The organism is Nocardioides luteus (genome assembly GCF_014648595.1).
Classification (GTDB): domain Bacteria; phylum Actinomycetota; class Actinomycetes; order Propionibacteriales; family Nocardioidaceae; genus Nocardioides; species Nocardioides luteus.
In genome coordinates this window covers 144,634-166,769 of record NZ_BMRK01000010.1, presented here as the reverse complement: position 1 = coordinate 166,769, position 22,136 = coordinate 144,634, and the positions used below count along the sequence as shown (strand labels likewise).

Genomic DNA, 22,136 nt, shown 5'->3' with positions numbered 1-22,136 from the left:
TGTTCACTAGACTCCCGGGCCGGTCGTATCGATGCCTGCGAGGAGACTCAGATGGACCAGTGGCGAGACCTCATGGGTGTCAGGCCCTGGGCGCGGACCTCGCTGGTGGGCGGCATCGGTATCGGCCTGGCCGCCTTCATCCAGTCCGCCGTGCTGGGCCGTGCCGAGCTGGCCACCATCGTCGTCGGGTCGGCCTGCGTCGTCGTGTCCGTGGTCCTGTACGCGGTGCTCGCCTGGCGGCGCTGGGTCGAGCACTCGACGCCGGCCGCCTCGACCGCCATCAAGATGACCGCGGTGGTGAACGGCAAGGACGGCACCACCGTCGCCGGCTATGCCTTCCCGGTCACGAAGCGCCACCTGATGACCTCGAGATCCGTCGTGCAGGCGGCGACCGGCTCGAAGACGGTCACCGACGGCCAGTTCCTCGACGTCACCTGGACGATCCCGGACAAGGCGGTCCGTACGGTCTCGGTCACCGCGCTGGCGAACGGCTACGTCCTGCTCACCCTGATGCCCGAGGACAAGCTGCCGCGCAGGGTGAAGGCCGCCTCGCTGGTGCGCAGCCACACCGAGAACGCGCTGCTGGTCGCCGAGGGATGGCACCAGAACGGGAACCGGAAGATCGGCGGTCGAGCCCACCATGTCGACGATCGCAACCGCGTGGTCGCGATCGAGGACGGGGCGGCGACCGGCGACGAGCTGGCCGGTGCACCGCTGGTCCAGGAGCGGAACCGGAAGGTCGTCGGGTTGCTCGACGGCAAGGACCGGCTGGGCCCGCGCTACCTGCCCCTGACCCGGGACAGGGCGCGTGCGCTGATGGGCGGCGCGTCCTGGTGGACGAGCACCGGGTGGCTCGTTCCGGCGGTCATCACCGCAGTCGTCGCCCTGGTCGCGGTCGTGCTCCCGGTCCTGGGCGACGTCCGCCCCGGGCACGGGGTGCTGGCGGGCTGCGAGGGGAAGGCCAAGGAGCTGTCCGTCGTGGTCAGCACCGAGAAGGACGGGCTCATCGAGGAGCTGGCCGACGAGTTCGAGGACGACTACCGGGGCGAGGACGGCGCGTGCTTCGATCTCGAGGTGTTCGGGGTCAACTCCGGCGACGCCGCGGAGGCGATCGCCGACGGCTGGGCGACCGCCCCCGAGGGCCGGCTGGAGTGCCCGGTGGCGGACCCGGAGGCGTGCGAGGTCGACCAGGCCCGCAAGCCGGACCTGTGGCTGCCGACCGAGTCGGTCTGGCCGGAGCTCCTCGCAGCGGGCGAGCTCGGGAGGGGCGGCGCCGACGAGCTGGCCGAGCACGACGGCGAGTGGCCGTCGGTGGCCTCCTCCGTCCTGACGATCCTGATGCCCGAGTCGAAGCGGGAGAAGCTCTCGGGGACGCCCGACTGGAACGAGGTCGTCACCAAGGCCGCGAACGGTGAGCTGACGCTGGCGATCGACGATCCGATCGGCTCCACCTCCGGGATGGCGACCTCGGTGGCGCTCAACGAGGCGCTGGTCGCCGGCCACGGCGACGAGGAGGCCGTCGGACTGCTGCGCGACGCCATCGCCTCCGTGCCCGACGAGCTGGCCGGCCAGGACATCACCCGGCTGATGGACCGCGTCCACCAGGACCCCGACCTGCTCGCCCAGATGGATGCGGTGATCGCCCAGGAGCAGACCGCCTACCTCTACAACTGCGGCGACCCGCTCGGCGCCGACGACTTCTCCTGCCGCGAGCCCGTGACCGACGCGGAGCACAGGATGGTCGCGGTGGTCCCCGACGACACGATCTACGCCTTCGACCACCCTGCGGTCGCGATGGCCTTGCTCGACTCCGACGAGACGAAGCGGGCGGCGGCGGACGCGTTCGTCGACTTCCTCCGGGAGCGGAAGCAGCAGCAGAGGTTCCGCGACTGGGGCCTGCGCGCCGCCGGTGACCCCGAGCGGGCCACCGACCAGCTCGAGGACGTCGTCGGGGCCGAGGACGTCGAGACCATCACCGCGTGGCCGAAGCCGAAGACGGTCAACCAGTGGCGCCAGCAGTGGCAGAACGTACGCCTTCCCGTCCGGGTGCTGCTCTCCATCGACACCTCGGGGTCGATGGAGCAGATCAACGGCCAGGACCGCCGGGTCCGCCTCGACGGCTTCGAGGACGCCTGCACGGGGAGGACGACCGACAACCCGACGTACCTCCAGGTCGCGCAGAACGCGGCGCTCAACGCCATCGGAGAGCTCAAGAACGGCCGCGACGCGGTCGGCCTGGACTGGTTCCCGCCGGCCGGGAAGGACACCGCGACCGTCATCGAGCCGCTGAACGACGCGACGCGCTCGCGGCTCGAGAGCGAGATCTGCGCGATGACGGCCTTCGGGGAGACCCCGCTGTACGACGCGATCCGGGACGCGAACGCCTCGATCGACGCCGCCGACACGGAGGTCTCCGACCGCACCGTGATCGTGCTCCTCTCCGACGGCGGCCAGAACCCGCCGCAGAGCCTCGACGCGCTCCTGGACCAGGTCGGCGGCGAGGGCGCGGTGCCGGTCATCGCGGTCGGGATCGGCGACCAGGCACCCATCGACGTGCTCGGCCGGCTGACCCGCGAGACCGGGGGAGCGCTGCGCAACCTGAGCCGGCCTGCGGACGTCGCCAACCTGGACCACGTGCTGGTCGACGTCTTCAAGGGCCTCGCCGGAAAGGTCTCGTGACCGGAGGCGAGCCGTTTGGTGCGCTCTCAGCCTCTGCTGGGAGGATGGGCGGGTGAACGATCAGCGACCACGCGACGTGGTGATCCTCGGCTCCACCGGGTCCATCGGCACCCAGGCTCTCGACCTGGTGCGGGCCAACCCGGACCGGTTCCGGGTGGTCGGACTGACCGCGGGCGGCTCCAACAAGGAGCTGTTCGACGCCCAGGTGGCCGAGTTCGCGCCCAAGCACTCCGGGCTGGGGGAGGAGGCCTCGGTCGAGGCCGCCGCCCAGCCCGCCGACGTGGTCCTCAACGGCATCACCGGTGCCGTCGGGCTCCGTCCCACGCTGGCCGCTCTGGAGGCCGGCAACACCCTCGCCCTGGCCAACAAGGAGTCGCTGATCATCGGCGGTCCGCTGGTCAAGCGCATGGCGGGGGAGGGACAGATCGTCCCGGTCGACTCCGAGCACTCCGCGATCGCGCAGAGCCTGCGGGCCGGCCGCGCCGAGGAGGTACGCAAGCTGGTGCTCACCGCCTCCGGCGGCCCGTTCCGCGGCCGCTCCCGTGACGAGCTCGGCGAGGTCACCCCGGCGCAGGCGCTCAAGCACCCCAACTTCGCGATGGGGCGGGTGATCACGACCAACTCGGCCACCCTCGTCAACAAGGGCCTCGAGGTCATCGAGGCGCACCTGCTCTTCGACGTACCCTTCGACCGGATCGAGGTCGTCGTCCACCCGCAGCAGTACATCCACTCCATGGTCGAGTTCACCGACGGTGCCGTCGTCGCCCAGCTCGGGCTGCCGACGATGCTGGTGCCGATCTCGATGGGGATGGCCTGGCCGGAGCGGGTGCCCGACGCCGAGACCCCGATCGACTGGACCAAGGCCGCCGACTGGCGCTTCGAGCCGCTCGACGACGCTGCCTTTCCTGCGGTGCGACTGGCCCGCGAGGCCGGCGCCCGCGCCGGAACCCACCCCGCCGTCTACAACGCGGCCAACGAGGTCTGCGTGGACGCCTTCCACGAGGGCCGCATCCCGTTCACCGGCATCGTGGACACGATCGCGGAGGTGATGGGTCACCATCAGGGCGTACGCTCGGAAGGCACCCTCTCCGTCGAGGATGTGCTCGCCGCCGACGCCTGGGCGCGCGAGGAAGCCGCTCGGATCCTGGAGACCCGCCCGTGAGCTACCTGCTTTACACGTTGGCCGTGATCGGCTTCGTCCTCGCGATCCTGGCCTCCATCGGGCTCCACGAGCTCGGCCACATGATCCCGGCGAAGGCGTTCGGCGGGAAGGTGACGCAGTACTTCATCGGCTTCGGGCCGACGGTGTGGTCCAAGCAGGTCGGCGAGACGGAGTACGGACTCAAGGCGATCCCGCTCGGCGGCTTCGTCAAGATCGTCGGCATGCTGCCGCCCGGCGCCGAGGAGCTGGGCGAGCGCACCGAGGACGGCGCGCTGCGGGTGCGCAAGTCCAACACCGGGCTGTTCACCCAGCTGATCAGCGACGCCCGCTCGGCCGAGTGGGAGCTGATCCGGCCCGAGGACGAGCCCAGGCTCTTCTACAAGATGGCCTGGTGGAAGAAGGTCATCGTGATGGCTGGCGGCCCGACGGTGAACATCGCCATCGCGTTCTTCGTGCTCTGGGGCGTCTTCGGCATCTACGGGGTGCGCGAGAACGTCGTCGACAAGGGCCATCCGGTCGTCTCCAGCCTGCAGGAGTGCCTGCTGAGCTGGGAGGACCAGGGCCGCGACTGCCGCCCCACCGACCGGCCGACGCCCGCCGCCGACGCCGGCCTGAAGCCCGGCGACGAGCTGATCTCCTTCAACGGCACCGAGCTGACCTCGTGGCCGGTGGCCCAGGAGCTCATCCGCGACAACATGGACGGCGCGGCCACCATCGTCATCGAGCGCGACGGTGAGCGGATGACGCTGCACACCCGGACCGTCGTCCAGGAGCGGGTCAAGGACGTCGACGACACCAGCGCCGACCCGGAGACCGCGAAGGTCGGCTTCTTCGGCATGTCGCCCGAGTCCCACGTGGTGACCACCAAGGAGGGCCCGGTCTACGCGCTGCAGGAGATGGGCTCGATGGCCCGCAACGCCGTCCACTCCCTGCTGCGGCTCCCGGTCAAGGTCTGGCACGTCGCGCTCGCCATCGTCGGTGTCGAGGAGCGCTCGGCCGACAGCCCGGTCAGCATCGTCGGTGGCGGTCGCATCGCCGGCGAGATCGCGTCCCACGAGGGCCTCGACGTCGGTGAGAAGGTCGCCAGCTTCGCGTTCCTGGTGGGCGGCTTCAACCTCTTCATCGGCATCTTCAACTTCGTCCCGCTGCTGCCGCTCGACGGTGGTCACATCGCGACCGCGCTGTGGGAAGGCATCCGCCGGGCCTTCGCCAAGGTCTTCCGGCGGCCCGACCCGGGTCACGCCGACCCGGCGAAGCTGCTGCCCATCGCGTACGTCGTGGCCTCGGCGCTGCTGGTGATGGGTGTCGTGCTCATCGTCGCCGACCTCGTCGTCCCGCTTCATCTCCAGGCCTGACCCGCACGTAGAATCGAAGACATGACGTCGATCCCCACACCGATCAGCCTCGGCATGCCGGAAGCACCCGCTCCGGTGCTCGCCCCTCGCCGCAAGACCCGCCAGATCAAGGTGGGCTCCGTCGGCGTCGGCAGCGAGTCGCCCATCTCGGTGCAGTCGATGACCACGACGCTGACCTCCGACGTCAACGCGACCCTCCAGCAGATCGCCGAGCTGACCGCGTCGGGCTGTGACATCGTCCGGGTCGCCTGCCCGAGCCAGGACGACGCCGATGCCCTGCCGGCGATCGCGCAGAAGTCGCAGATCCCGGTGATCGCCGACATCCACTTCCAGCCGAAGTACGTCTTCGCCGCCATCGAGGCGGGCTGCGCGGCCGTCCGGGTCAACCCCGGCAACATCCGCAAGTTCGACGACCAGGTCAAGGAGATCGCCGCCGCGGCCAAGGACCACGGCACGAGCATCCGGATCGGCGTCAACGCCGGCTCGCTCGACAAGCGGCTGCTGGAGAAGTACGGCAAGGCCACCCCCGAGGCGCTGGTCGAGTCGGCGATGTGGGAGGCGAGCCTCTTCGAGGAGCACGGCTTCCACGACTTCAAGATCTCGGTCAAGCACAACGACCCGGTCGTGATGGTGCGCGCCTACGAGCTGCTCGCCGAGTCCGGCGACTGGCCGCTCCACCTCGGCGTCACCGAGGCCGGCCCCGCCTTCCAGGGCACGATCAAGTCCTCGGTGGCCTTCGGGTCGCTGCTGTCCAAGGGCATCGGCGACACCATCCGGGTCTCGCTCTCCGCCCCGCCGGTCGAGGAGGTCAAGGTCGGCCTGCAGATCCTGGAGTCGCTCAACCTCCGGCCGCGCCGCCTCGAGATCGTCTCCTGCCCCAGCTGCGGCCGGGCGCAGGTCGACGTCTACAAGCTCGCCGACGAGGTCACCGCCGGCCTCGACGGCCTCGAGGTCCCGCTGCGCGTCGCGGTCATGGGCTGTGTCGTCAACGGCCCCGGCGAGGCCCGCGAGGCCGACCTCGGTGTCGCCTCCGGCAACGGCAAGGGCCAGATCTTCGTCAAGGGTGAGGTCATCAAGACCGTCCCCGAGGCGGCCATCGTCGAGACCCTCATCGAAGAGGCGATGAAGATCGCCGAGGGCATGGAGCCTGTCGAGGGCGGCGGGGCGTCGGTCTCCGTCAGCTGATCGCGATCAGCTGACCGGCCTCGGGCTCCACGTGCTCGAGGCCGCCCATCAGCTCGGTGTAGCGCGCACCGAACTTCTGCTCGTCCCAGTGGACACCGGCGACCGCCCAGGCATCCTCGGCGGAGACCTCGGTCATCGGGGCGGAGTAGCGGTAACCGCTTTCCGGCAGCTCGTCGTACCAGAAGAACCGGGCGAGCGGGTCGACCATCGCGTACGACCCGGTCATCTCGTCGTTGTCCTCGGTCGTGATCAGCACGCCCTTGAAGCCAGGCCGCTTGCGCACGAACTTCCGGTGTCGTTTGGCGAAGCTGCGGAACTCCTCGTCGCTGATCGCCGTCTTCGCGGAGTAGACCGGCAGCATCTTCAAGATCTTCCATCTGTCCGGCCTGATCGTGGCCAAGACGGCGTCGAAGTTCTCTCGGTGGTTCAGGTCGCTGACGACGGTGTTCACCTTGATCTCCGGATGCCGGACCCCCAGCCGGTCGGCCGCCTTGCGGACGGCCTGGACCCGTCGGCCGGCGTCGGCGAGATCGAAGACCCTGCCGCTGCGGATCACCCGACCGATCTCGCGATTGGTCTCTCGGAGGGAGGAGTCGATGCTGATCCCGAGGATGTCGATGTTGGCGGCGGTCCACTCGGCGTCGAACCTCCTCAGCATGAGCCCGTTGGTGACATAGGAAGTGCGAGCCCGCAAGGTCGTCCTGGCGAACTCGACGAGGTCGGCGATGTTCTTCAACAGTGCGGGTTCACCACCCACGAAGTTGAATCGCACGGAGCTGTTGGCCCCGCGGTCGCTACGGAACTTCTCGGCGAGCTCCTGCATGATGCGGTGCGCCGTATCGGTGTCGGCCCAGGCGCTCTTCTCTGCGTTCGGCTTTTCGAGCACACCCCACTGACCGAAGCAGTAGGTGCATCGATAGTTGCACCGCTCGGTCACATGGAGGTTGACCACCATCTCGACGTCGGTCACCGGAAGGCCTTCTAGAAGAGGTCAGGAAGCAAGCCAGCAGGATGGCCTGGGGCGCTGGGCTCCATACCACGACGAAAGGTATCCCGGTAGGGATTCGATCCGCCGCCGTTCTGACGTGTTGCTCGGAAGAATTTTCGAGGCCGCTCAGGTGTGGTGGTCGGCGAGGTTCGCGAGTGTTGTCACCAGATCATCGTCGATCGGGAACGCGGAGTCGAGGGTGATCTCGTTTCCCTCCCATCGGTCCACGGTCCCGAGATCGGCACGGTCGAAGATGCTGAAGCATCGAGTGACCGTGATGCCCTCGTGGACGCGTAGCAGGTCGGCGACCCTCGGGACCAGGGTGCTCATCACGATGTCGTCGACGATGACGGCCTCGACCTCGTCGCCGGCGTTGCGCTCGATGGGGTAGCCGAAGCGGGGCGGGCGAGCGGTGGTGCGCACCATCAGAAACGGGACGCCGCACAGCTCGGCGACCCGGCTGCCCACCAGGATGTTGCCCTCGCGGGCTGTTGCGATGACCGTGCGGTCGGGGTCGAGGCCACCGACGGCGCGGCGTACGCGGGCGGCGAGGAACTGGGCGAGGTCCTCCCGGTGTCGCGGGGAGCAGGATGCGGAGTGCAGGTCGATGTAGACGGTGATCGGGTCACGGTTGTGATAACCGACCGGGAGCGGCTGCTTGGCGACGTAGACGTGCTTGGAGGTGATCCTCCGGATGGCCTTGTCGGTGATCCGCTCCAGAGCGGGAAGGGCGATCTCGGGATCGAGCCGCACCACCGCGTTGGGCTGCTGCGGGGGCTGCGACGAGCGCTCCAGCGCGGGCTCGGGTGGTGGTGGCGGCTTCAGGCTGGTGCCTCGGGTCGTGGCCTCGGCGATCTCCCAGCGCCGCTCCCACTCACGGGACCACCGAAGTATCCAGCGGGTGCGCTCCTCGAGGTCGTAGGTGGGCGGCACCGCGGCGCGCACGATGCCCAGGAGCAGGTCGCGGGGGACGAGGTTCGTGTTGGCGGTGGCTGCGTAGGCCCGGCTGTTGCTGATGTTGGCGCCGAGGGCGACCTGCCCGATGCCCTTGCCGGTCCAGTTCTTCACCCAGGCGCGGAGGTCGCGGTTGAGGGCGGCGGGGCTGTCGTCGGGTTCGAGGGCCATCTCGTCCCTCCTCAAGCGTGGCCTGTTCACACTGGAGTCCCGGATGAGTCCCGATCGAGTCCACCAGGAACCCTGCAAATGTATCGTCGCGCTCCCGCCCGAGCGCCCGTTTCGGGAGAAGTCGTCGGCCCCGGCGACGCAGAGAGCCCGGTCCGTCACAGTCGGACCGGGCTCCAGACGAAGCGGTGCCGGCGGCCTTCGGCTCCGCCCGCTTCGAGACGCCCCCTGCGTACGTCTCGAAGACCGTGTCGTGGTCTCACCAGTGCATCAGCCTGGAGACCACGCCGAGGAAGCCGAGATGGAGCAGTGCTCCGATCGGATCGTTCGTGATCAGCTGGCCCCAGGCGACGGCGGCCTCACCCATCTGGGTGCCGAGGGCTGCCGGGAGCCCGTCCAGGCCGCCGTGGGTCCACAGGTGGACCGCGACGAACCGGATCCCCGGCACGACCAGGAACAGGATGAGTGCGGCCTTGACCGGAAGGATCCAGGCGGTCGAGTCGCGTCCGGTGGAGCTGAGGTGTCCGTTGCGGATCCAGCGGGTGCCGCCGCTGCCGTTGAAGCGGACCTTGGCACGGCCCCCGGCGGTGGCGACCACGACGCCGCGTTTGCCGGAGCGGGTGCCGCCACGGGCCCGGACGGTGTCTCCGGGTCGGAGGAAGTCGCCGATCATGACAGCGCTCCTTCCGTGGCGAGGACGGACACGTACGAGGTGCCGGCGGATGCCTGGCACGTGGGCGGCTCGGCGCTGAGCAGCTGGTTGAAGCCGAACACGACGAGCAGCGTGACGGCGAAGGTGGCGATGCTGAACTTGTGGTTCCTCATTCTCGTCATCTCCTTCAGCGATGGGGCCCGGGAGGGCCGGCCGGCGCTGTCCCCAGTGGGACGTCTCCAAGGTGGCGGAGGTCGCAGCGGACTCGCCAGAGGGCGGGTGGGAGTGGGGACGGAGTAAAGACAGTCCCGACGTTTCTGGGACGTTTCTGGGACAGAGCTGGGACGGCTGCGAGATACTCGCAGCCCGCGGCCAGATCGACTCGGCGAGGGACAATGCCCGACGAAGCGCTCTCTCCAGAGCAGTTCAACTCCGAGCTGCGTGCGTGGGTCAAGAAGGTCACCGGTCGCGCCGACGGAGGCGTCGGTGTCAGCATGTCGCGCAGCACCTTCTACCGCCTCACCCACGGCTCCAACCTGATGGCGCTGGAGGACCTCATCCGGGTCGTGCGCGGCTGCGCGCCCCGCACCCTGGACGTCCCCGAGCGTGGCGCGTGGACCCGCAAGAACATCGACATCTGGCAGCGGAAGTGGTGGAAGGCCTACGCCAGCCGCGAGGAGGGTGAGCCGCCGGCCGAGCCCCCTGCCCCTCCCGAGGTCGGGGCGGCGTCGAACGGGTCCCGGTTCAGCTTCCCGAGAGCGCGGGTGACCGTGCTCCGCGGCATGGACACCGGCGACACCAAGATCCGGTTGAGCGAGGCGCTCGACCGCTGGCTCGAGCACTCCGACTCCAACCTCTTCTTCATCACCGGGTCCTCGGGCGCCGGCAAGACCGTCGAGGTCAAGGACTGGGCCGATGCCCACGACCAGGTCACCTACCTGAGCCTGCGTGACGGCCAGGTCGACTTCGACGAGCTCGTGCTCTCCGAGAACGCGTCCCCGACGGTGATCGACGACTTCGACCTGGTCTCCTCCACCGCGGAGGAGCACGGGGTGACCCGTCCCGACCTCAGCGAGCTGCGCTCCGGTCTGGGCCGTGGCGGCCGGTTCATCGTCATCAGCAAGCGCAACCTGCAAACGGTGCGCGACGAGCTCGCCGAGCAGCTGCGCAGCCCGACGCGGATGGAGGATCTCGGGGTCGTCTCGCCGGTCGTCGTACGCGTCGACCCGATCTCCTCCGAGGAGCTGAAGGCGCTCGGGGACGAGCGCGACGACGACCGGATGCGCAACCTGGCGACCGAGATGGAACGTGTCGGAGGGCTGATGCTGGCCACGCCGATGGTGCTGCGCCAGCTCTACTCCACGATCCAGGAGGGCGAGCCGGCGCCGCGTACGCAGTGGGACGCCTACACGGTCTACCTGCGGCACGTGTGCGGCCAGCCGTGGGACCGCAAGGGCTCCCGCATCCCCAGCAAGGTGCGTTTCGAGACCTACCGCGACATCGCCTGGGACCTGTTCGTCGGCATGGACGAGCCGGTGCCGCAGACCAAGGACCTGATCCCGGTCTCGCGGGTCTCGGAGTGGCTCTTCGCCAACCTCCAGCGCGACCTGGACATCACCCGCAAGCGCGACTTCCTGACCTACGAGTGGATCGCCGACCTGCTCGACCACGCCGAGATCTTCGGGGTCAGCCGCCGCGGTGGCGACTCGGTCGAGTCCGCCGAGTTCACCCACGAGACCTTCTACCAGTACTTCGTGGCGTACGGCATCCGGGACCGGCTCCGCGACGGGCGCGGCATGGCGCTGGACGGTGCCAGGTTCGCCGACATGCACATGGGCCCGCTGGTGACCAGCTTCTTGAAGTCGGGCTTCAAGCCAGGCGACCTGGACACCGTCGCGGCGCTGAGCGTGCGCGAGAGCCTCTCCTGGATGGACCGTCTCATCTGCCTCTACCTGACCGAGGAGCGCAGCGACTACGCCGAGCTGCTCGACCGGGCGCCGGAGCGCTACTGGGACGAGCTGGAGTTCGTCCTGGAGGCCTTCCGCTCGGTCTTCCTCCGCAAGGCGGCCATCTTCCAGCTCCTGATCAAGGGCCGGACCCCCGTCGACAAGTACCTCGACATCATGCGTCGCGAGGAGGATCCGCAGGCCATCGCTCGCGAGCGCGACGTGCTCGGCTGGGGCGCGGACATCACCCAGGCGCTGCTCGCGCGGCTCCACAACCCGGTCCTGGCCCCGGCAATTCCGATTACCGCATACCGGCTGGGGCAGATGGGTGATATCTCTTGCGTGAGCCATCTCGAGGGGCTGACCGGGCTGTCCAGCGACCACCAGGAGGTGGTCGCGGAGGCGATCAGACGGGTCAAGGAGCGTCATGGGTGAACTGGCACCAGTGCTCGTCCTAGGGGCGACGAGCGGCCTCGGGAGCGCGATCGCGCGCAAGCTCCAGGCGAGCGGCACACCCGCGATCCTGCACGCCTACAGCAGGGTCACCGAGCTGGCCTACCTCGCCGACGAGACCGGCGCGGTCGCGCAGGTCGAGGGTGACCTGACCACGCAGGAGGGGCTCGGTGCGCTGCGCGAGACGCTCGACGAGTTCGAGAGCCTCTCCGGCCTCATCAACTGCGCCGGGATCAACCCGAGCCCGGACACCGTGGCGGAGGCCGACCCGACCGAGTGGCGGCTGACCATCGACGTGAACCTCACCGCGGCCTGGCAGACGGCGGCGATCGCGCTGCCCAAGCTGCGCACCGGCGGCAGCGGCGCGCTGGTGCTTGTCAGCTCCACCTTCGGCATCCGCACCCCCGCCCGCCGGGCGGCCTACGGCGCCTCCAAGCACGCCCTCACCGGTCTCGCGCAGGCCATCGCCCAGGAGGAGGAGGGGCTGGTGCGGGCCAACGTGGTCGCCCCCGGCGTGATGTGGAGCGAGTCCTCGCGGCAGGTGTTCGTCAAGCACGCCCGCAAGGAGGGGATGACGGTCGACCAGTACATCGCCTACCGCGCCGCGCGCATCCCCGGTCACCGGTTCGTCACCGCGGACGCGGTCGCCGAGTTCTGCGTGTTCCTCGTCTCCGAGGCGGCAGCGGCGATCAACGGCCAGTGTCTGGTCGCAGACGGTGGCGAATACTGACGGGCGGGACCTGCCGGACACCAATGGCGCGAGACGCAAGTGGATCCGCCCAGCGAGCCGCAGGGCGACGTTCAACCGGAATGGCCCTAGGCTCGATGACATGCTCACCACGCGCCAGGGGATCCGCCCGCTGCATGCGGGGGATCTCAGCGCGTTCCTCGAGCTGACCGCGCTCGATCCGGTCGTCAACGTGTTCGCCGAATACCGCGCCCGCACCACCAACCTCGAGCCGCGCTGGCTCGGCGGCGAGATCTGGGGGCGCTGGGACGGTGGCGACCTGGTCGCCGCCTGTCACGTCGGCGCCAACCTGGTCCCGATCCAGGCCACCGAGGAGGACGCGCAGGCTTTCGGCGAGCGAGCCCGCAACCGCGTACGCACCGTCTCGACGATCGTCGGACGCCAGCCGGCGGTGCGCTCCATGTGGGGCGCGATCGGCGACGCCTGGGGCGCCCCGCGCGACCAGCGCTGGGAGCAGCCCCACCTCGAGCAGCAGCTGGAGAGCCTGGTCGAGCCCGACCCCTTCGTACGCCGCACCGTCCGCGCCGACATGGAGACCCTCTATCCGGCCTGCGTGGCGATGTACACCGAGGAGGTCGGCATCTCGCCGGAGACCGGCGGCGGCCGCGACCTCTACCGGGCCCGGGTGCTCCAGCTGATCTCGCGCGGCTGGTCCTTCGCGCGGATCGAGGACGGCGAGGTCGTCTTCAAGGCCGAGGTCGCCTGCGCGACCCCCGAGGCGGCTCAGATCCAGGGGGTCTGGGTGCCGGCCCATCGCCGTGGCGAGGGGCTGGCCGCCCGTGGGATGGCGGCGGTCTGCGACATCGTGCGCGAGGAGATCGCCCCGCGCGTCTCGCTGTACGTCAACGAGTGGAACACCTCCGCCCGTCGCGCCTACGAGCGGGCCGGCTTCCTCGAGACGGCCCGCTTCTCCACCATCATGTTCTGATCTGGCGATGTTCTGACTCAGTCGTACGTCCGCGCTGCGCGTTCGCAGTCGTCGACCTCGCAGCGCACCAGCCAGGCGTCGCTCCCGTCAGCCGGGTAGGACCGGACCAGGATCCGGGTGTTGGTCTCCCACGCGTGCATCCACACCTTGTCGGGGTTGCGGTAGGTGGTCAGCAGCGTGCCGCGGAGACTGCGGCGGCGGACCACGTTCTTCGTCTCGTGGTCGATCGCCTCGGTTGCGAAGCGGGCACCGTCGGGTGAGAAAGACGCCACGGACTCGAGGCAGCCGCGCCACAGCGTCTTGCCCGGAGCGGTGAGTGTGGAGACCACCGAGCAGGCGTCGTCGGCCGACGGGTCCTTGGTGTGGGTCGCCAGCCTGTCGAGGGCGAAGCCGCCTGCGTACGCTGCGCGAGAGGCGATCGTCTTGACCGTGCCGGCCTTCCAGTCCCACATCATCGTGCGCGGGGCGTTGTAGCCACCCACGAGCACGCGGGTGCCGCTGACATCGATCGGATCAGGCTTGGTGGCTTTCTTGAACGTGTGGCGCGCGACGACCGCGCCGGTGGTGGCGCTGCGTACCTGGGCCTGGATCGCGCCGCTGCTCAAGGTCTGCGTCTTGAGCAGGTAGCGGCCGTCGGCGGACAACCTGGCGGTGTCCGCGTAGTACATGTCCGTGAGGGACTTCTGTGGGACATCGGGCTGCACCCGGACGATCTGATCGATGTTGCGGTTGCGGACCCGCAGCACGAAGCCGCTGCCCGAGCGGCCCAGGAGCTCGAAGTAGTCGAGGTCGTCTCCGACATGTTGCACCGGCGTACTCGTTCCGGTCGTCGGGTCGACCACGGCCACCGTCGCGTCCGTGGGCCGGTCCAGGTAGGGAATGGTCGGCGGCTCGCCGACCGGCAGGGGGAGGGGGCGGACGTCAACGGTGGGAGCAACCGCAGAAGCCGGGGACAGGAGCGTCCCCGACAGCATGAGAGCAGCAAGGATGGCCGTGGCCAGTGCCGGGATTCGGATAACTCTCATGAAAGTGAAGATGCGCCGGGCTCCGAACCGGTTGCAACGACAATTCCAACCGGTTCGCGGCAGCGGTCCTGCGAGCCGTACGCTTGCCCGCATGATCGCCCGTATGTCGACCCTGTTCGTGCGGACTCTTCGTGAGGACCCCGCCGACGCCGAGGTCGCGAGCCACAAGCTGCTTGTCCGTGCCGGCTACATCCGCCGCGCCGCTCCGGGAATCTACTCGTGGCTGCCGCTGGGTCTGCGCGTCCTCGGCAAGGTCGAGGGCATCATCCGCGAGGAGATGGCCGCGATCGGCTCCCAGGAGGTGCACTTCCCGGCTCTGCTGCCCCGCGAGCCCTACGAGGCGACCGGCCGCTGGACGGAGTACGGCGACGGCATCTTCCGGCTCAAGGACCGCAAGGGCGACGACTACCTCCTCGGCCCGACGCACGAGGAGATGTTCACCCTCCTGGTCAAGGACCTCTACGGCTCCTACAAGGACCTGCCGCTGTCGATCTACCAGATCCAGACGAAGTACCGCGACGAGGCGCGTCCCCGCGCCGGGCTGCTGCGCGGGCGCGAGTTCATCATGAAGGACTCCTACTCGTTCGACGTGACCGACGAGGGGCTGGAGAAGTCCTACGCCGCCCACCGCGCGGCCTACGTGAAGATCTTCGACCGGCTCGGGTTCGAGTACGTCATCGTGTCCGCGCACTCCGGTGCGATGGGCGGCTCGGCGTCGGAGGAGTTCCTCGCGAAGACCGACGTCGGCGAGGACACCTACGTCGAGTGCAAGGCCTGCGGCTACGCCGCCAACGTCGAGGCGGTCCACGTCCCCGTACCCGAGGCCCTGCCGTACGACGACGCGCCCGCCGCGCACGCGGAGGACACCCCCGACACGCCCACCATCGACACCCTGGTCGCGCACCTGAACGCCCATTTCCCCCGCGAGGACCGGCAGTGGACCGGCGCCGACACGCTCAAGAACGTGCTCGGTGTGGTCACCTACCCCGATGGTCGGCAGGAGCGGCTCGCCATCGGTGTCCCCGGCGATCGCGAGGTCGACGCCAAGCGTCTCGAGGCCGCGCTCTACCCGGGTGAGTTCGAGCCCATGGACGAGGCGACCCTCAAGAGCCACCCCGACCTGGTCCGGGGCTACATCGGTCCGGAGGTGCTCGGGGAGGAGTCGAAGACCGGCATCCGCTACCTCGTCGACCCTCGCGTCGTCGAGGGCAGCCGCTGGGTCTCCGGCGCCAACGTCGCAGGTCAGCACTCGATCGACCTGGTCGCCGGCCGCGACTTCAGCGCTGACGGCGTGATCGAGGCGGCTGAGGTCCGCCCCGGTGACCCGTGCCCCAACGGCGACGGCGAGCTGACCGCGGCGCGCGGCATGGAGATGGGTCACGTCTTCGCGCTCGGTCGCAAGTTCGCCGACGCGCTGGACCTGAAGGTGCTCGACGAGAACGGCAAGCTCGTCACCGTCACCATGGGTTCCTACGGCGTCGGCGTGACCCGCGCCGTCGCCGCGGTCGCGGAGTACAACAACGACGACCTGGGCCTCGCCTGGCCCCGCAACGTCGCTCCGTACGACATCCACCTGGTCGCCACGGGCAAGGACTCCGCGGTCTTCGAGGCAGCCGCGAAGCTCGCCGAGGAGCTCGAGGCCGCCGGCATCGACGTGCTCTACGACGACCGCCCCAAGGTCTCGCCCGGCGTGAAGTTCAAGGACGCCGAGCTGATCGGCGTACCGACCATCGTCACCGTCGGCAAGGGCCTGGTCGAGGGCAAGGTCGAGGTCAAGGACCGCCACAGCGGCGAGCGCACCGAGGTCGCTCTCGCCGACGCCGTCGGTCACCTCACCGAGGTCGTCGCGGGCTGACATAACGGGAACTGGACGGGCACTGTGTGGACTTGACGGGTGTTCCAGTGCCCGTCAAGTCCATGAATACCCGGTCGACCGGGTATCCCACACCCCCGGATGAGGCAAGATCGACCCCATGACGGGGGACAGGATTCTCGACCACACGCTCGCCGGGAGAGTACGCAGCGCCGCGGAGGCGGCCGAGCTGATCCGCCACGGGGAGTCCGTGGGCTTCTCCGGGTTCACCGGGGCCGGCCACCCGAAGGCGGTGCCAGGAGCGCTGGCGGAGCGGATGCGGGCGGCGCACGAGGCGGGGGAGGAGTTCCGGGTCCAGGCGTGGACCGGGGCCTCGACGGCGCCCGACGTCGACGGCGTCCTGGCCGATGCCCACGGGTTCTCCAAGCGGTTGCCCTACAACGGTGACCCGGCGCTGCGGCAGCAGATCAACTCGGGCGAGGTCGAATACATCGACGTGCACCTCTCGCACGTCGCGCAGCACAGCTGGTTCGGCTTCTACGGAGACCTCGACGTTGCCGTGGTCGAGGTGGCCGCGATCCTCCCCAACGGCCTGCTGGTCCCCAGCTCCAGCGTCGGCAACAACAAGACCTGGCTGGAGAACGCCGACCGGGTGATCCTGGAGGTCAACAGCTGGCAGCCGCGCGGGTTCGAGGGCTTCCACGACATCTACTACGGCACCCGGCTGCCGCCGCAGCGGGCGCCGATCCAGCTGACCACGCCGATGCAGCGCATCGGCGACCCCTACCTGCGCGTCGACCCCGAGAAGGTGGTCGCCGTCGTCGAGACCGACCAGCCCGACCGCAACTCGCCGCTGAAGGCAGTCGACGAGGACTGCCGCGCGATGGCGGACCTGCTCGTCGACTTCCTCCGTCACGAGGTACGCCACGACCGGCTGCACCCCAGCCTGCTGCCGCTCCAGGCCGGCGTCGGCAACATCGCCAACGCCGTGCTCATCGGCCTCCAGGAGGCCGAGTTCGAGCACCTGACGGCCTACACCGAGACCATCCAGGACGGGCTCCTCGACCTGCTCGACTCGGGCAAGCTGATCGGCGTCTCCGCGACCTCCTTCGGGCTCTCCGAGGCGGGTGCGCGGCGGTTCAACGACGACGTCCACCACTACAAGGGCCGGATCCTGCTGCGCCCGCAGGAGATCTCCAACCACCCCGAGCTGGTCCGGCGGCTCGGCCTGATCGCGATCAACGGGATGGTCGAGGCCGACATCTACGGCAACGTGAACTCCACCCACGTCGCCGGCTCCTCGATCGTCAACGGCATCGGCGGCTCGGGCGACTTCGCCCGCAACGCCTACCTCAACTTCTTCGTCTCGCCCTCGACCGCCAAGGACGGCGCGATCTCCTCGATCGTCCCGTTCGCCAGCCACGTCGACCACTCCGAGCACGACGTGCAGGTGCTGATCACCGAGCAGGGGATCGCGGACCTCCGCGGCCTCTCGCCCCGGGCGCGGGCGCGGCGGATCATCGAGAACTGCGCGCACCCGGACTACCGCGACCGGCTCACCGACTACTTCGAGCGGGCCCAGCGCGCCCGCCCGGACGCGATGCACACCCCGCACCTGCTCGACGAGGCGCTCTCCTGGCACCGCTCGCTCGTCGAGACCGGCCACATGTGACCGCGCCCCCGTCGAGCCGCCACTAGAGTCGGGCGCATGGCGATCGACGCGGTGATCTTCGACTGGGGCGGCACGCTGACGAAGTGGCACGACATCGACTTCCATGCGGAGTCGCTGGCGCTGGCCCAGGCGGTGAGGGACGCGGGCGAGGAGGACCACCCGGTCAACGCGACCAGGCTCAAGGAGGCCGGCGACACGATCTGGGCGCGGAGCCGCGACCACCAGCAGAGCTCCGGCATCGGCGACCTCTTCACCGAGGCCGGGCTCGAGCACGACCCGGACCTGCTCGACGCCTACTACGAGTTCTGGGAGCCGCACACGCTCACCGACCCGGAGGTCGCGCCCCTGTGGGAGGCGCTCCGCGCCGACGGCGTACGCGTCGGGGTGCTGTCCAACACCATCTGGCCGCGCGCGTGGCACCGCGGGTTCTTCGAGCGCGACGGGGTGGTCGACCTGATCGACGGTGACGTCTACACCTCCGAGGTTCCCTGGACGAAGCCGGCCGAGGAGGCGTTCCATGCGGCGATGGAGGCGGTGGAGGTCTCGGATCCGTCTCGATGCGTCTACGTGGGAGACAGGCTCTTCGATGATGTGTACGGTGCTCAGAGAGCCGGTCTGCGGGCGATCCACATCCCGCACAGCAACATCCCGAGCAGCCAGCTGGGCCACAGCGAGGGCTCACCGGACGCCGTCGCACAGCGACTGAGCGACATACACCAGATCGTTCGCTCCTGGGAATGAGCCCGAGAAAAGTTGCAAGTTCTTGCAATGCGCTTTTGCGGGTCTGGGCCAGTCTGAGCGGGGATTGCATACTTCTGCAAGAGAGATACCGCCTCCGGGCGGCCTCTCAGGCCTCGTGTCCAGGCCTCACCTGGCCCGCGAGCCGCCCGGTCTCGGGAGACATCTCGGGAGTCTCCCGCGCCGGACGGTTCGCGGGCCATCTCGGCTTGTGAGCCCGGTCAGGTGAGAAGAGCGCTCAGGTGCCGGGGAACGCGGTCGGCTTGCCGCCGAGGTCGAGCTGGCGGGCCGCGGTGCGACAGAGCAGCTGGATGAGCAGCGTCCGGTCGGAGCCGGTCGCCTTCGGCGCCAGCGAGAGGTAGGTCGCGGTGGTGTCGCGCTCCAGGCGCAGCGCCGCGGCGCCGACCCCCTTCTCAGTCCCGATCCCGCCGGGCAGGTCGTAGACCGCCGAGGGCGCGACCGGCTCGATCCCGGCGGCCACCACGTGCGTGGCCAGCGCCTCGCGGGCACGCACGTGCTCGTCATAGGCCTCGGTGAGCGCCTGGGCGAGGGCCGGCGCCGCCGATGACGAGGTGAGCCCGCCCAGCGAGCCCAGGACGTAGATTGCGGAGTGCTCCACGGCGAGTGCGGCCTGCACCGCCTCGGTGGAGGCCGAGTCGGCGGTCGTCATGCCAGCCCCCGTGCTCGGAGGAGCTGCTGCTGGCCGGCGGCGGCCGAGGCGAGCAACGTGACCAGCTGTGGGTCGACCGCGCGGCCCGCGGCGGTGGTGAGCGCGGTGACCAGCGCGACCTGGCGCTGCTGCCAGCCGCCGTCGGCAGCGGCCGCGGTGACGCCCTTCGTCGGCGCCAGCGCCTCGATGTGCACCCCGTGCAGCTGCACGAACGCCGCCGGGGCGCCCTCGTCGGCGCCGAGGATCGCCGCGACGGTGGCGTCGATCACACTCTGGTCGGGGTTCGCGGGGGCCGGGGGAGTGCTCGGGGGAGGTGCTTTGACAGGATCCAGCACCTCCGAGGCCGAACACGCCGAGGCGGCCAGCGGGGCGACCACGGCGGCACCGACAGCGGTGCGCCGCGAGAGCATCCGAAGGGCACGTGCGCTGGTCACGTGAGGAACCCTAACCACACCCGGCGGAAGTCGCGTCAGCGGCTTTCCATCACAGCCGCGCTCCGTTCGGGCCACCCGCGGCGTACGGGTATGGTGTCATCAGCGGTGCCGGGTGCTCGGAGGCCCGTACAACAGGAACAGACAACAGGATGCAGGGGGAGATCGCGTTGGGTGCTGACCGGAAGGACGCGATCGCGAGTGCCATCGAGAAGGCCCTCGTGGACCCGCTCCTGGCCCTGGGCCTCGACATCGAGGCCGTGGAGATCACGCCTGCCGGCAAACGCCGGATCCTGCGCATCGCCGTCGACAAGGACGGCGGGATCACCCACGAGGAGGTCACCGAGGCGACCCGTGAGGTCAACCGGGTCCTCGACGACTCCGACGTGATGGGCGAGCAGCCCTACACGCTCGAGGTGACCTCTCCTGGCGTCGACCGGCCGCTGACCCTGCCGCGCCACTGGCGCCGCAACAAGGGCCGCCTGGTCAAGGTCACCGTGAAGGACGGTTCGACGTTCACCGGACGCGTCAAGGAGTCCGACGAGGACCGGGCGAGTCTCGAGGTGAGCGGCAAGCGCCGCGATGTGGCGTACGCAGACGTGAAGAAGGCGCTTGTGCAGATCGAGTTCAAGCGGATCGATGAGGGGGAGTAGGCCATGGACATCGATATGAGCATCCTGCGGATGCTGGAGCGGGAGCGCGAGATCTCGCTCGATGTTCTCGTCGAGGCGATCGAGCAGGGTCTGCTGACCGCCTACCACAAGACCGAGGGCGCCCAGACCAGGGCGCGGGTCGACCTGGACCGCAAGACCGGGCACGTACGCGTGCTGGCTGCCGAGATCGACGAGGAGGGCAACGTCGTCGGCGAGTACGACGACACGCCCGAGGGGTTCGGCCGGATCGCCGCGACCACCGCGAAGCAGATCGTGCTGCAGCGGCTGCGCGACGCCGAGGACGACGTGAAGTTCGGTGAGTTCTCCGGCAAGGAGGGCGACATTCTCTCCGGCGTCATCCAGCAGGGCCGCAACCCCGACGACGTGCTGGTCGACCTGGGCCGCCTCGAGGGCGTCATCCCGCTCTCCGAGCGGGTCCCTGGCGAGGACTACAGCCACGGCACCCGGATCAAGGCCCTCGTCGTGTCGGTGCGCAAGGGCATGCGCGGACCGCAGATCACCCTCTCGCGCTCCCACCCCAACCTGGTCAAGAAGCTCTTCTCCTTCGAGGTGCCCGAGATCGCCGACGGCACCGTGGAGATCGCCGCGATCGCCCGCGAGGCCGGCCACCGCACCAAGATCGCGGTCAAGTCGACCGTCCCCGGAGTGAACGCCAAGGGCGCCTGCATCGGCCCGATGGGCCAGCGGGTCCGCCAGGTCATGTCCGAGCTGCAGGGCGAGAAGATCGACATCGTGGACTGGTCCGAGGACCCGAAGGTGCTCGTCGCCTCCGCGCTCTCGCCGGCCCGGGTCTCCTCGGTCGAGATCATCGACGAGGCGAGCAAGTCCGCCCGCGTCGTGGTGCCCGACTACCAGCTCTCGCTGGCGATCGGCAAGGAGGGGCAGAACGCCCGTCTCGCCGCGCGGCTCACCGGCTGGCGCATCGACATCCGCTCCGACGAGGAGACCCCGGTCGCCTGAGCCTCGCGGCTCGTTAGCGTACTGCCATGGCGAGCGTGCGTGAGACCACTCTGACCGGGCCCGAGGGCGTCCTGCTGGAACCGGAGGGCGCCACCACCGGCGTGCTCGTGCTGTCGGGATCCTCGGGCCGGATCGAGACCGACCGGTGCCGGGTGCTCGCCGCGCACGGCGTCGCGGCGGCCTCGGTGCGCTACTTCGGTGGTCCCGGCCAGCCGGCCGAGGCACGCCTGATGCCGCTGGAGACCTTCGACGACGTCCTCGCCGACCTCCACGCCCGCTACGAGCGGCTGGTCGTGCTCGGCACCTCCTGGGGCGCCCAGGCGGCGCTGCTGCTCGGCACCCTGCATCCCGAGATCGACGCCGTGGTCGGGTTCTCCCCGACGTACGTCGCCTGGGCAGGGCTCAGCGAGGAGCGGCCGCAGCGCTCCTCCTGGACGCTGCGCGGCGAGCAGGTGCCGTTCGTACCCTTCGACGACGAGGCGATCGAGGACGCGGTCAAGGAGGCTGGCGGTGGGCTGCCGTCGTTCTGCGAGGCGTACCTCTCGACACTGGAGAAGTACGCCGACCGCGTGCCCGCCGCGACCATCCTGGTCGAGCGCATCGCCGGTGACGTCGTCCTGGTCGCAGGCGGGGGCGATGAGGTGTGGCCCTCGGTCCTCTTCGCGGAGACGATCCGGAGGCGGCGTACGGCGCACGACCTGGAGACGGTCGTGATCTCGCACCCCGAGGCGGGCCACCGGGTCGTGCTGCCCGGCGAACCGGGCGTCCCGTTCAGCACGACGCTCGCCTGGGGCGGTTCGGAGGAGGGCGACCGCGAGCTCGGCCGGCTGGCGTGGGCGGAGATCGCCGCGGTGCTGTGACGTGGCCCGATGATGCGGCGTCGGGACCGGGCGAAGTCGACACGGAGTCTGGGTCACGGAATAGAAACGACCTGC

At 69.6% G+C, this 22,136-nt stretch carries 20 protein-coding genes; 13 read left to right on the top strand and 7 right to left on the bottom strand.

What is annotated here, in order from left to right; genetic code table 11:
- The first annotated feature begins 51 nt into the window (after positions 1-51).
- Genes IEY81_RS14305 through ispG form a run of 4 tightly spaced genes read left to right on the top strand, consistent with a single transcriptional unit; the run spans position 52 to position 6,381 of the window.
- Positions 52-2,679 (top strand): substrate-binding and vWA domain-containing protein, encoded by a 2,628-nt coding sequence (locus IEY81_RS14305; RefSeq protein WP_189119147.1) that lies wholly within the window; start codon positions 52-54, stop codon positions 2,677-2,679.
- 52 nt (positions 2,680-2,731) lie between these two features.
- Positions 2,732-3,841: a 1-deoxy-D-xylulose-5-phosphate reductoisomerase gene (gene dxr / locus IEY81_RS14300; protein WP_229787876.1), complete on the top strand. Its 1,110-nt coding sequence runs from the start codon at positions 2,732-2,734 to the stop codon at positions 3,839-3,841.
- Positions 3,838-5,196, top strand: coding sequence for a M50 family metallopeptidase (locus tag IEY81_RS14295; RefSeq protein ID WP_189119146.1), 1,359 nt, complete (start codon positions 3,838-3,840; stop codon positions 5,194-5,196). Before dxr ends, IEY81_RS14295 begins: the two co-directional genes overlap by 4 nt.
- Positions 5,197-5,217: 21 nt before the next feature.
- Complete coding sequence (gene ispG / locus IEY81_RS14290) at positions 5,218-6,381, top strand: flavodoxin-dependent (E)-4-hydroxy-3-methylbut-2-enyl-diphosphate synthase (RefSeq protein WP_189119145.1); 1,164 nt, start codon at positions 5,218-5,220, stop codon at positions 6,379-6,381.
- Here the strand turns inward: ispG and IEY81_RS14285 are convergent.
- From IEY81_RS14285 to IEY81_RS14270, 4 genes are all read right to left on the bottom strand, one after another.
- The gene (locus IEY81_RS14285) at positions 6,374-7,351 is read right to left on the bottom strand and encodes a viperin family antiviral radical SAM protein (RefSeq protein ID WP_189119144.1); all 978 of its coding nucleotides are present in this window, start codon (positions 7,349-7,351) and stop codon (positions 6,374-6,376) included. The genes ispG and IEY81_RS14285 overlap by 8 nt on opposite strands.
- A gap of 144 nt (positions 7,352-7,495) precedes the next feature.
- Complete coding sequence (locus tag IEY81_RS14280) at positions 7,496-8,494, bottom strand: type I phosphoribosyltransferase (protein ID WP_189119143.1); 999 nt, start codon at positions 8,492-8,494, stop codon at positions 7,496-7,498.
- A 256-nt stretch (positions 8,495-8,750) separates the two neighbouring features.
- Entirely contained in the window at positions 8,751-9,164 is a 414-nt protein-coding gene (locus tag IEY81_RS14275; protein WP_189119142.1) for a hypothetical protein, read from the bottom strand.
- Entirely contained in the window at positions 9,161-9,316 is a 156-nt protein-coding gene (locus tag IEY81_RS14270) for a hypothetical protein (protein ID WP_189119141.1), read from the bottom strand. The genes IEY81_RS14275 and IEY81_RS14270 overlap by 4 nt, the downstream gene beginning before the upstream one ends.
- Positions 9,317-9,538: 222 nt before the next feature.
- Between IEY81_RS14270 and IEY81_RS14265 the strand changes: the two genes are divergently transcribed.
- From IEY81_RS14265 to IEY81_RS14255, 3 genes are all read left to right on the top strand, one after another.
- The gene (locus IEY81_RS14265) at positions 9,539-11,524 is read left to right on the top strand and encodes a hypothetical protein (protein ID WP_189119140.1); all 1,986 of its coding nucleotides are present in this window, start codon (positions 9,539-9,541) and stop codon (positions 11,522-11,524) included.
- Positions 11,517-12,272 carry an SDR family NAD(P)-dependent oxidoreductase gene (locus tag IEY81_RS14260; protein ID WP_189119139.1) on the top strand — a complete coding sequence of 252 codons (756 nt, stop codon included), beginning with the start codon at positions 11,517-11,519 and terminating at the stop codon, positions 12,270-12,272. The genes IEY81_RS14265 and IEY81_RS14260 overlap by 8 nt, the downstream gene beginning before the upstream one ends.
- 100 nt (positions 12,273-12,372) lie before the next feature.
- Positions 12,373-13,218, top strand: coding sequence for a GNAT family N-acetyltransferase (locus IEY81_RS14255; protein ID WP_189119138.1), 846 nt, complete (start codon positions 12,373-12,375; stop codon positions 13,216-13,218).
- 17 nt (positions 13,219-13,235) lie between these two features.
- Here IEY81_RS14255 and IEY81_RS14250 read toward each other — a convergent pair whose 3' ends face one another.
- Positions 13,236-14,027, bottom strand: a complete 792-nt coding sequence (locus IEY81_RS14250) for a hypothetical protein (RefSeq protein ID WP_189119137.1) — start codon at positions 14,025-14,027, stop codon at positions 13,236-13,238.
- A gap of 307 nt (positions 14,028-14,334) precedes the next feature.
- Here IEY81_RS14250 and IEY81_RS14245 point away from each other — a divergent pair, with 307 nt between their 5' ends.
- The 3 genes from IEY81_RS14245 to IEY81_RS14235 all read left to right on the top strand — a co-directional run bounded on the left by IEY81_RS14245 (position 14,335) and on the right by IEY81_RS14235 (position 18,469).
- A complete protein-coding gene (locus tag IEY81_RS14245) occupies positions 14,335-16,098 on the top strand; it encodes a proline--tRNA ligase (RefSeq protein WP_189119136.1) in 1,764 nt (587 codons plus the stop codon).
- Positions 16,099-16,216: 118 nt separating this feature from the next.
- The gene (gene scpC / locus IEY81_RS14240; RefSeq protein WP_189119135.1) at positions 16,217-17,728 is read left to right on the top strand and encodes a succinyl-CoA:acetate CoA-transferase ScpC; all 1,512 of its coding nucleotides are present in this window, start codon (positions 16,217-16,219) and stop codon (positions 17,726-17,728) included.
- A 36-nt stretch (positions 17,729-17,764) separates the two neighbouring features.
- Complete coding sequence (locus IEY81_RS14235; protein WP_189119134.1) at positions 17,765-18,469, top strand: HAD family hydrolase; 705 nt, start codon at positions 17,765-17,767, stop codon at positions 18,467-18,469.
- A gap of 235 nt (positions 18,470-18,704) precedes the next feature.
- Here IEY81_RS14235 and IEY81_RS14230 read toward each other — a convergent pair whose 3' ends face one another.
- Positions 18,705-19,136 (bottom strand): DUF4439 domain-containing protein, encoded by a 432-nt coding sequence (locus tag IEY81_RS14230; RefSeq protein WP_189119133.1) that lies wholly within the window; start codon positions 19,134-19,136, stop codon positions 18,705-18,707.
- Positions 19,133-19,570, bottom strand: a complete 438-nt coding sequence (locus tag IEY81_RS14225) for a hypothetical protein (RefSeq protein ID WP_189119132.1) — start codon at positions 19,568-19,570, stop codon at positions 19,133-19,135. The genes IEY81_RS14230 and IEY81_RS14225 overlap by 4 nt, the downstream gene beginning before the upstream one ends.
- Before the next feature lie 149 nt (positions 19,571-19,719).
- On the opposite strand from IEY81_RS14225, the gene rimP reads away from it, so the two are divergent.
- Genes rimP through IEY81_RS14210 form a run of 3 tightly spaced genes read left to right on the top strand, consistent with a single transcriptional unit; the run spans position 19,720 to position 22,061 of the window.
- Positions 19,720-20,220: a ribosome maturation factor RimP gene (gene rimP, locus IEY81_RS14220; RefSeq protein WP_229787875.1), complete on the top strand. Its 501-nt coding sequence runs from the start codon at positions 19,720-19,722 to the stop codon at positions 20,218-20,220.
- Positions 20,221-20,223: 3 nt separating this feature from the next.
- The gene (gene nusA / locus IEY81_RS14215; protein WP_189119131.1) at positions 20,224-21,201 is read left to right on the top strand and encodes a transcription termination factor NusA; all 978 of its coding nucleotides are present in this window, start codon (positions 20,224-20,226) and stop codon (positions 21,199-21,201) included.
- 26 nt (positions 21,202-21,227) lie between these two features.
- Positions 21,228-22,061, top strand: a complete 834-nt coding sequence (locus IEY81_RS14210) for an acyl-CoA thioester hydrolase/BAAT C-terminal domain-containing protein (RefSeq protein WP_189119130.1) — start codon at positions 21,228-21,230, stop codon at positions 22,059-22,061.
- The last annotated feature ends 75 nt before the right edge of the window (positions 22,062-22,136 follow it).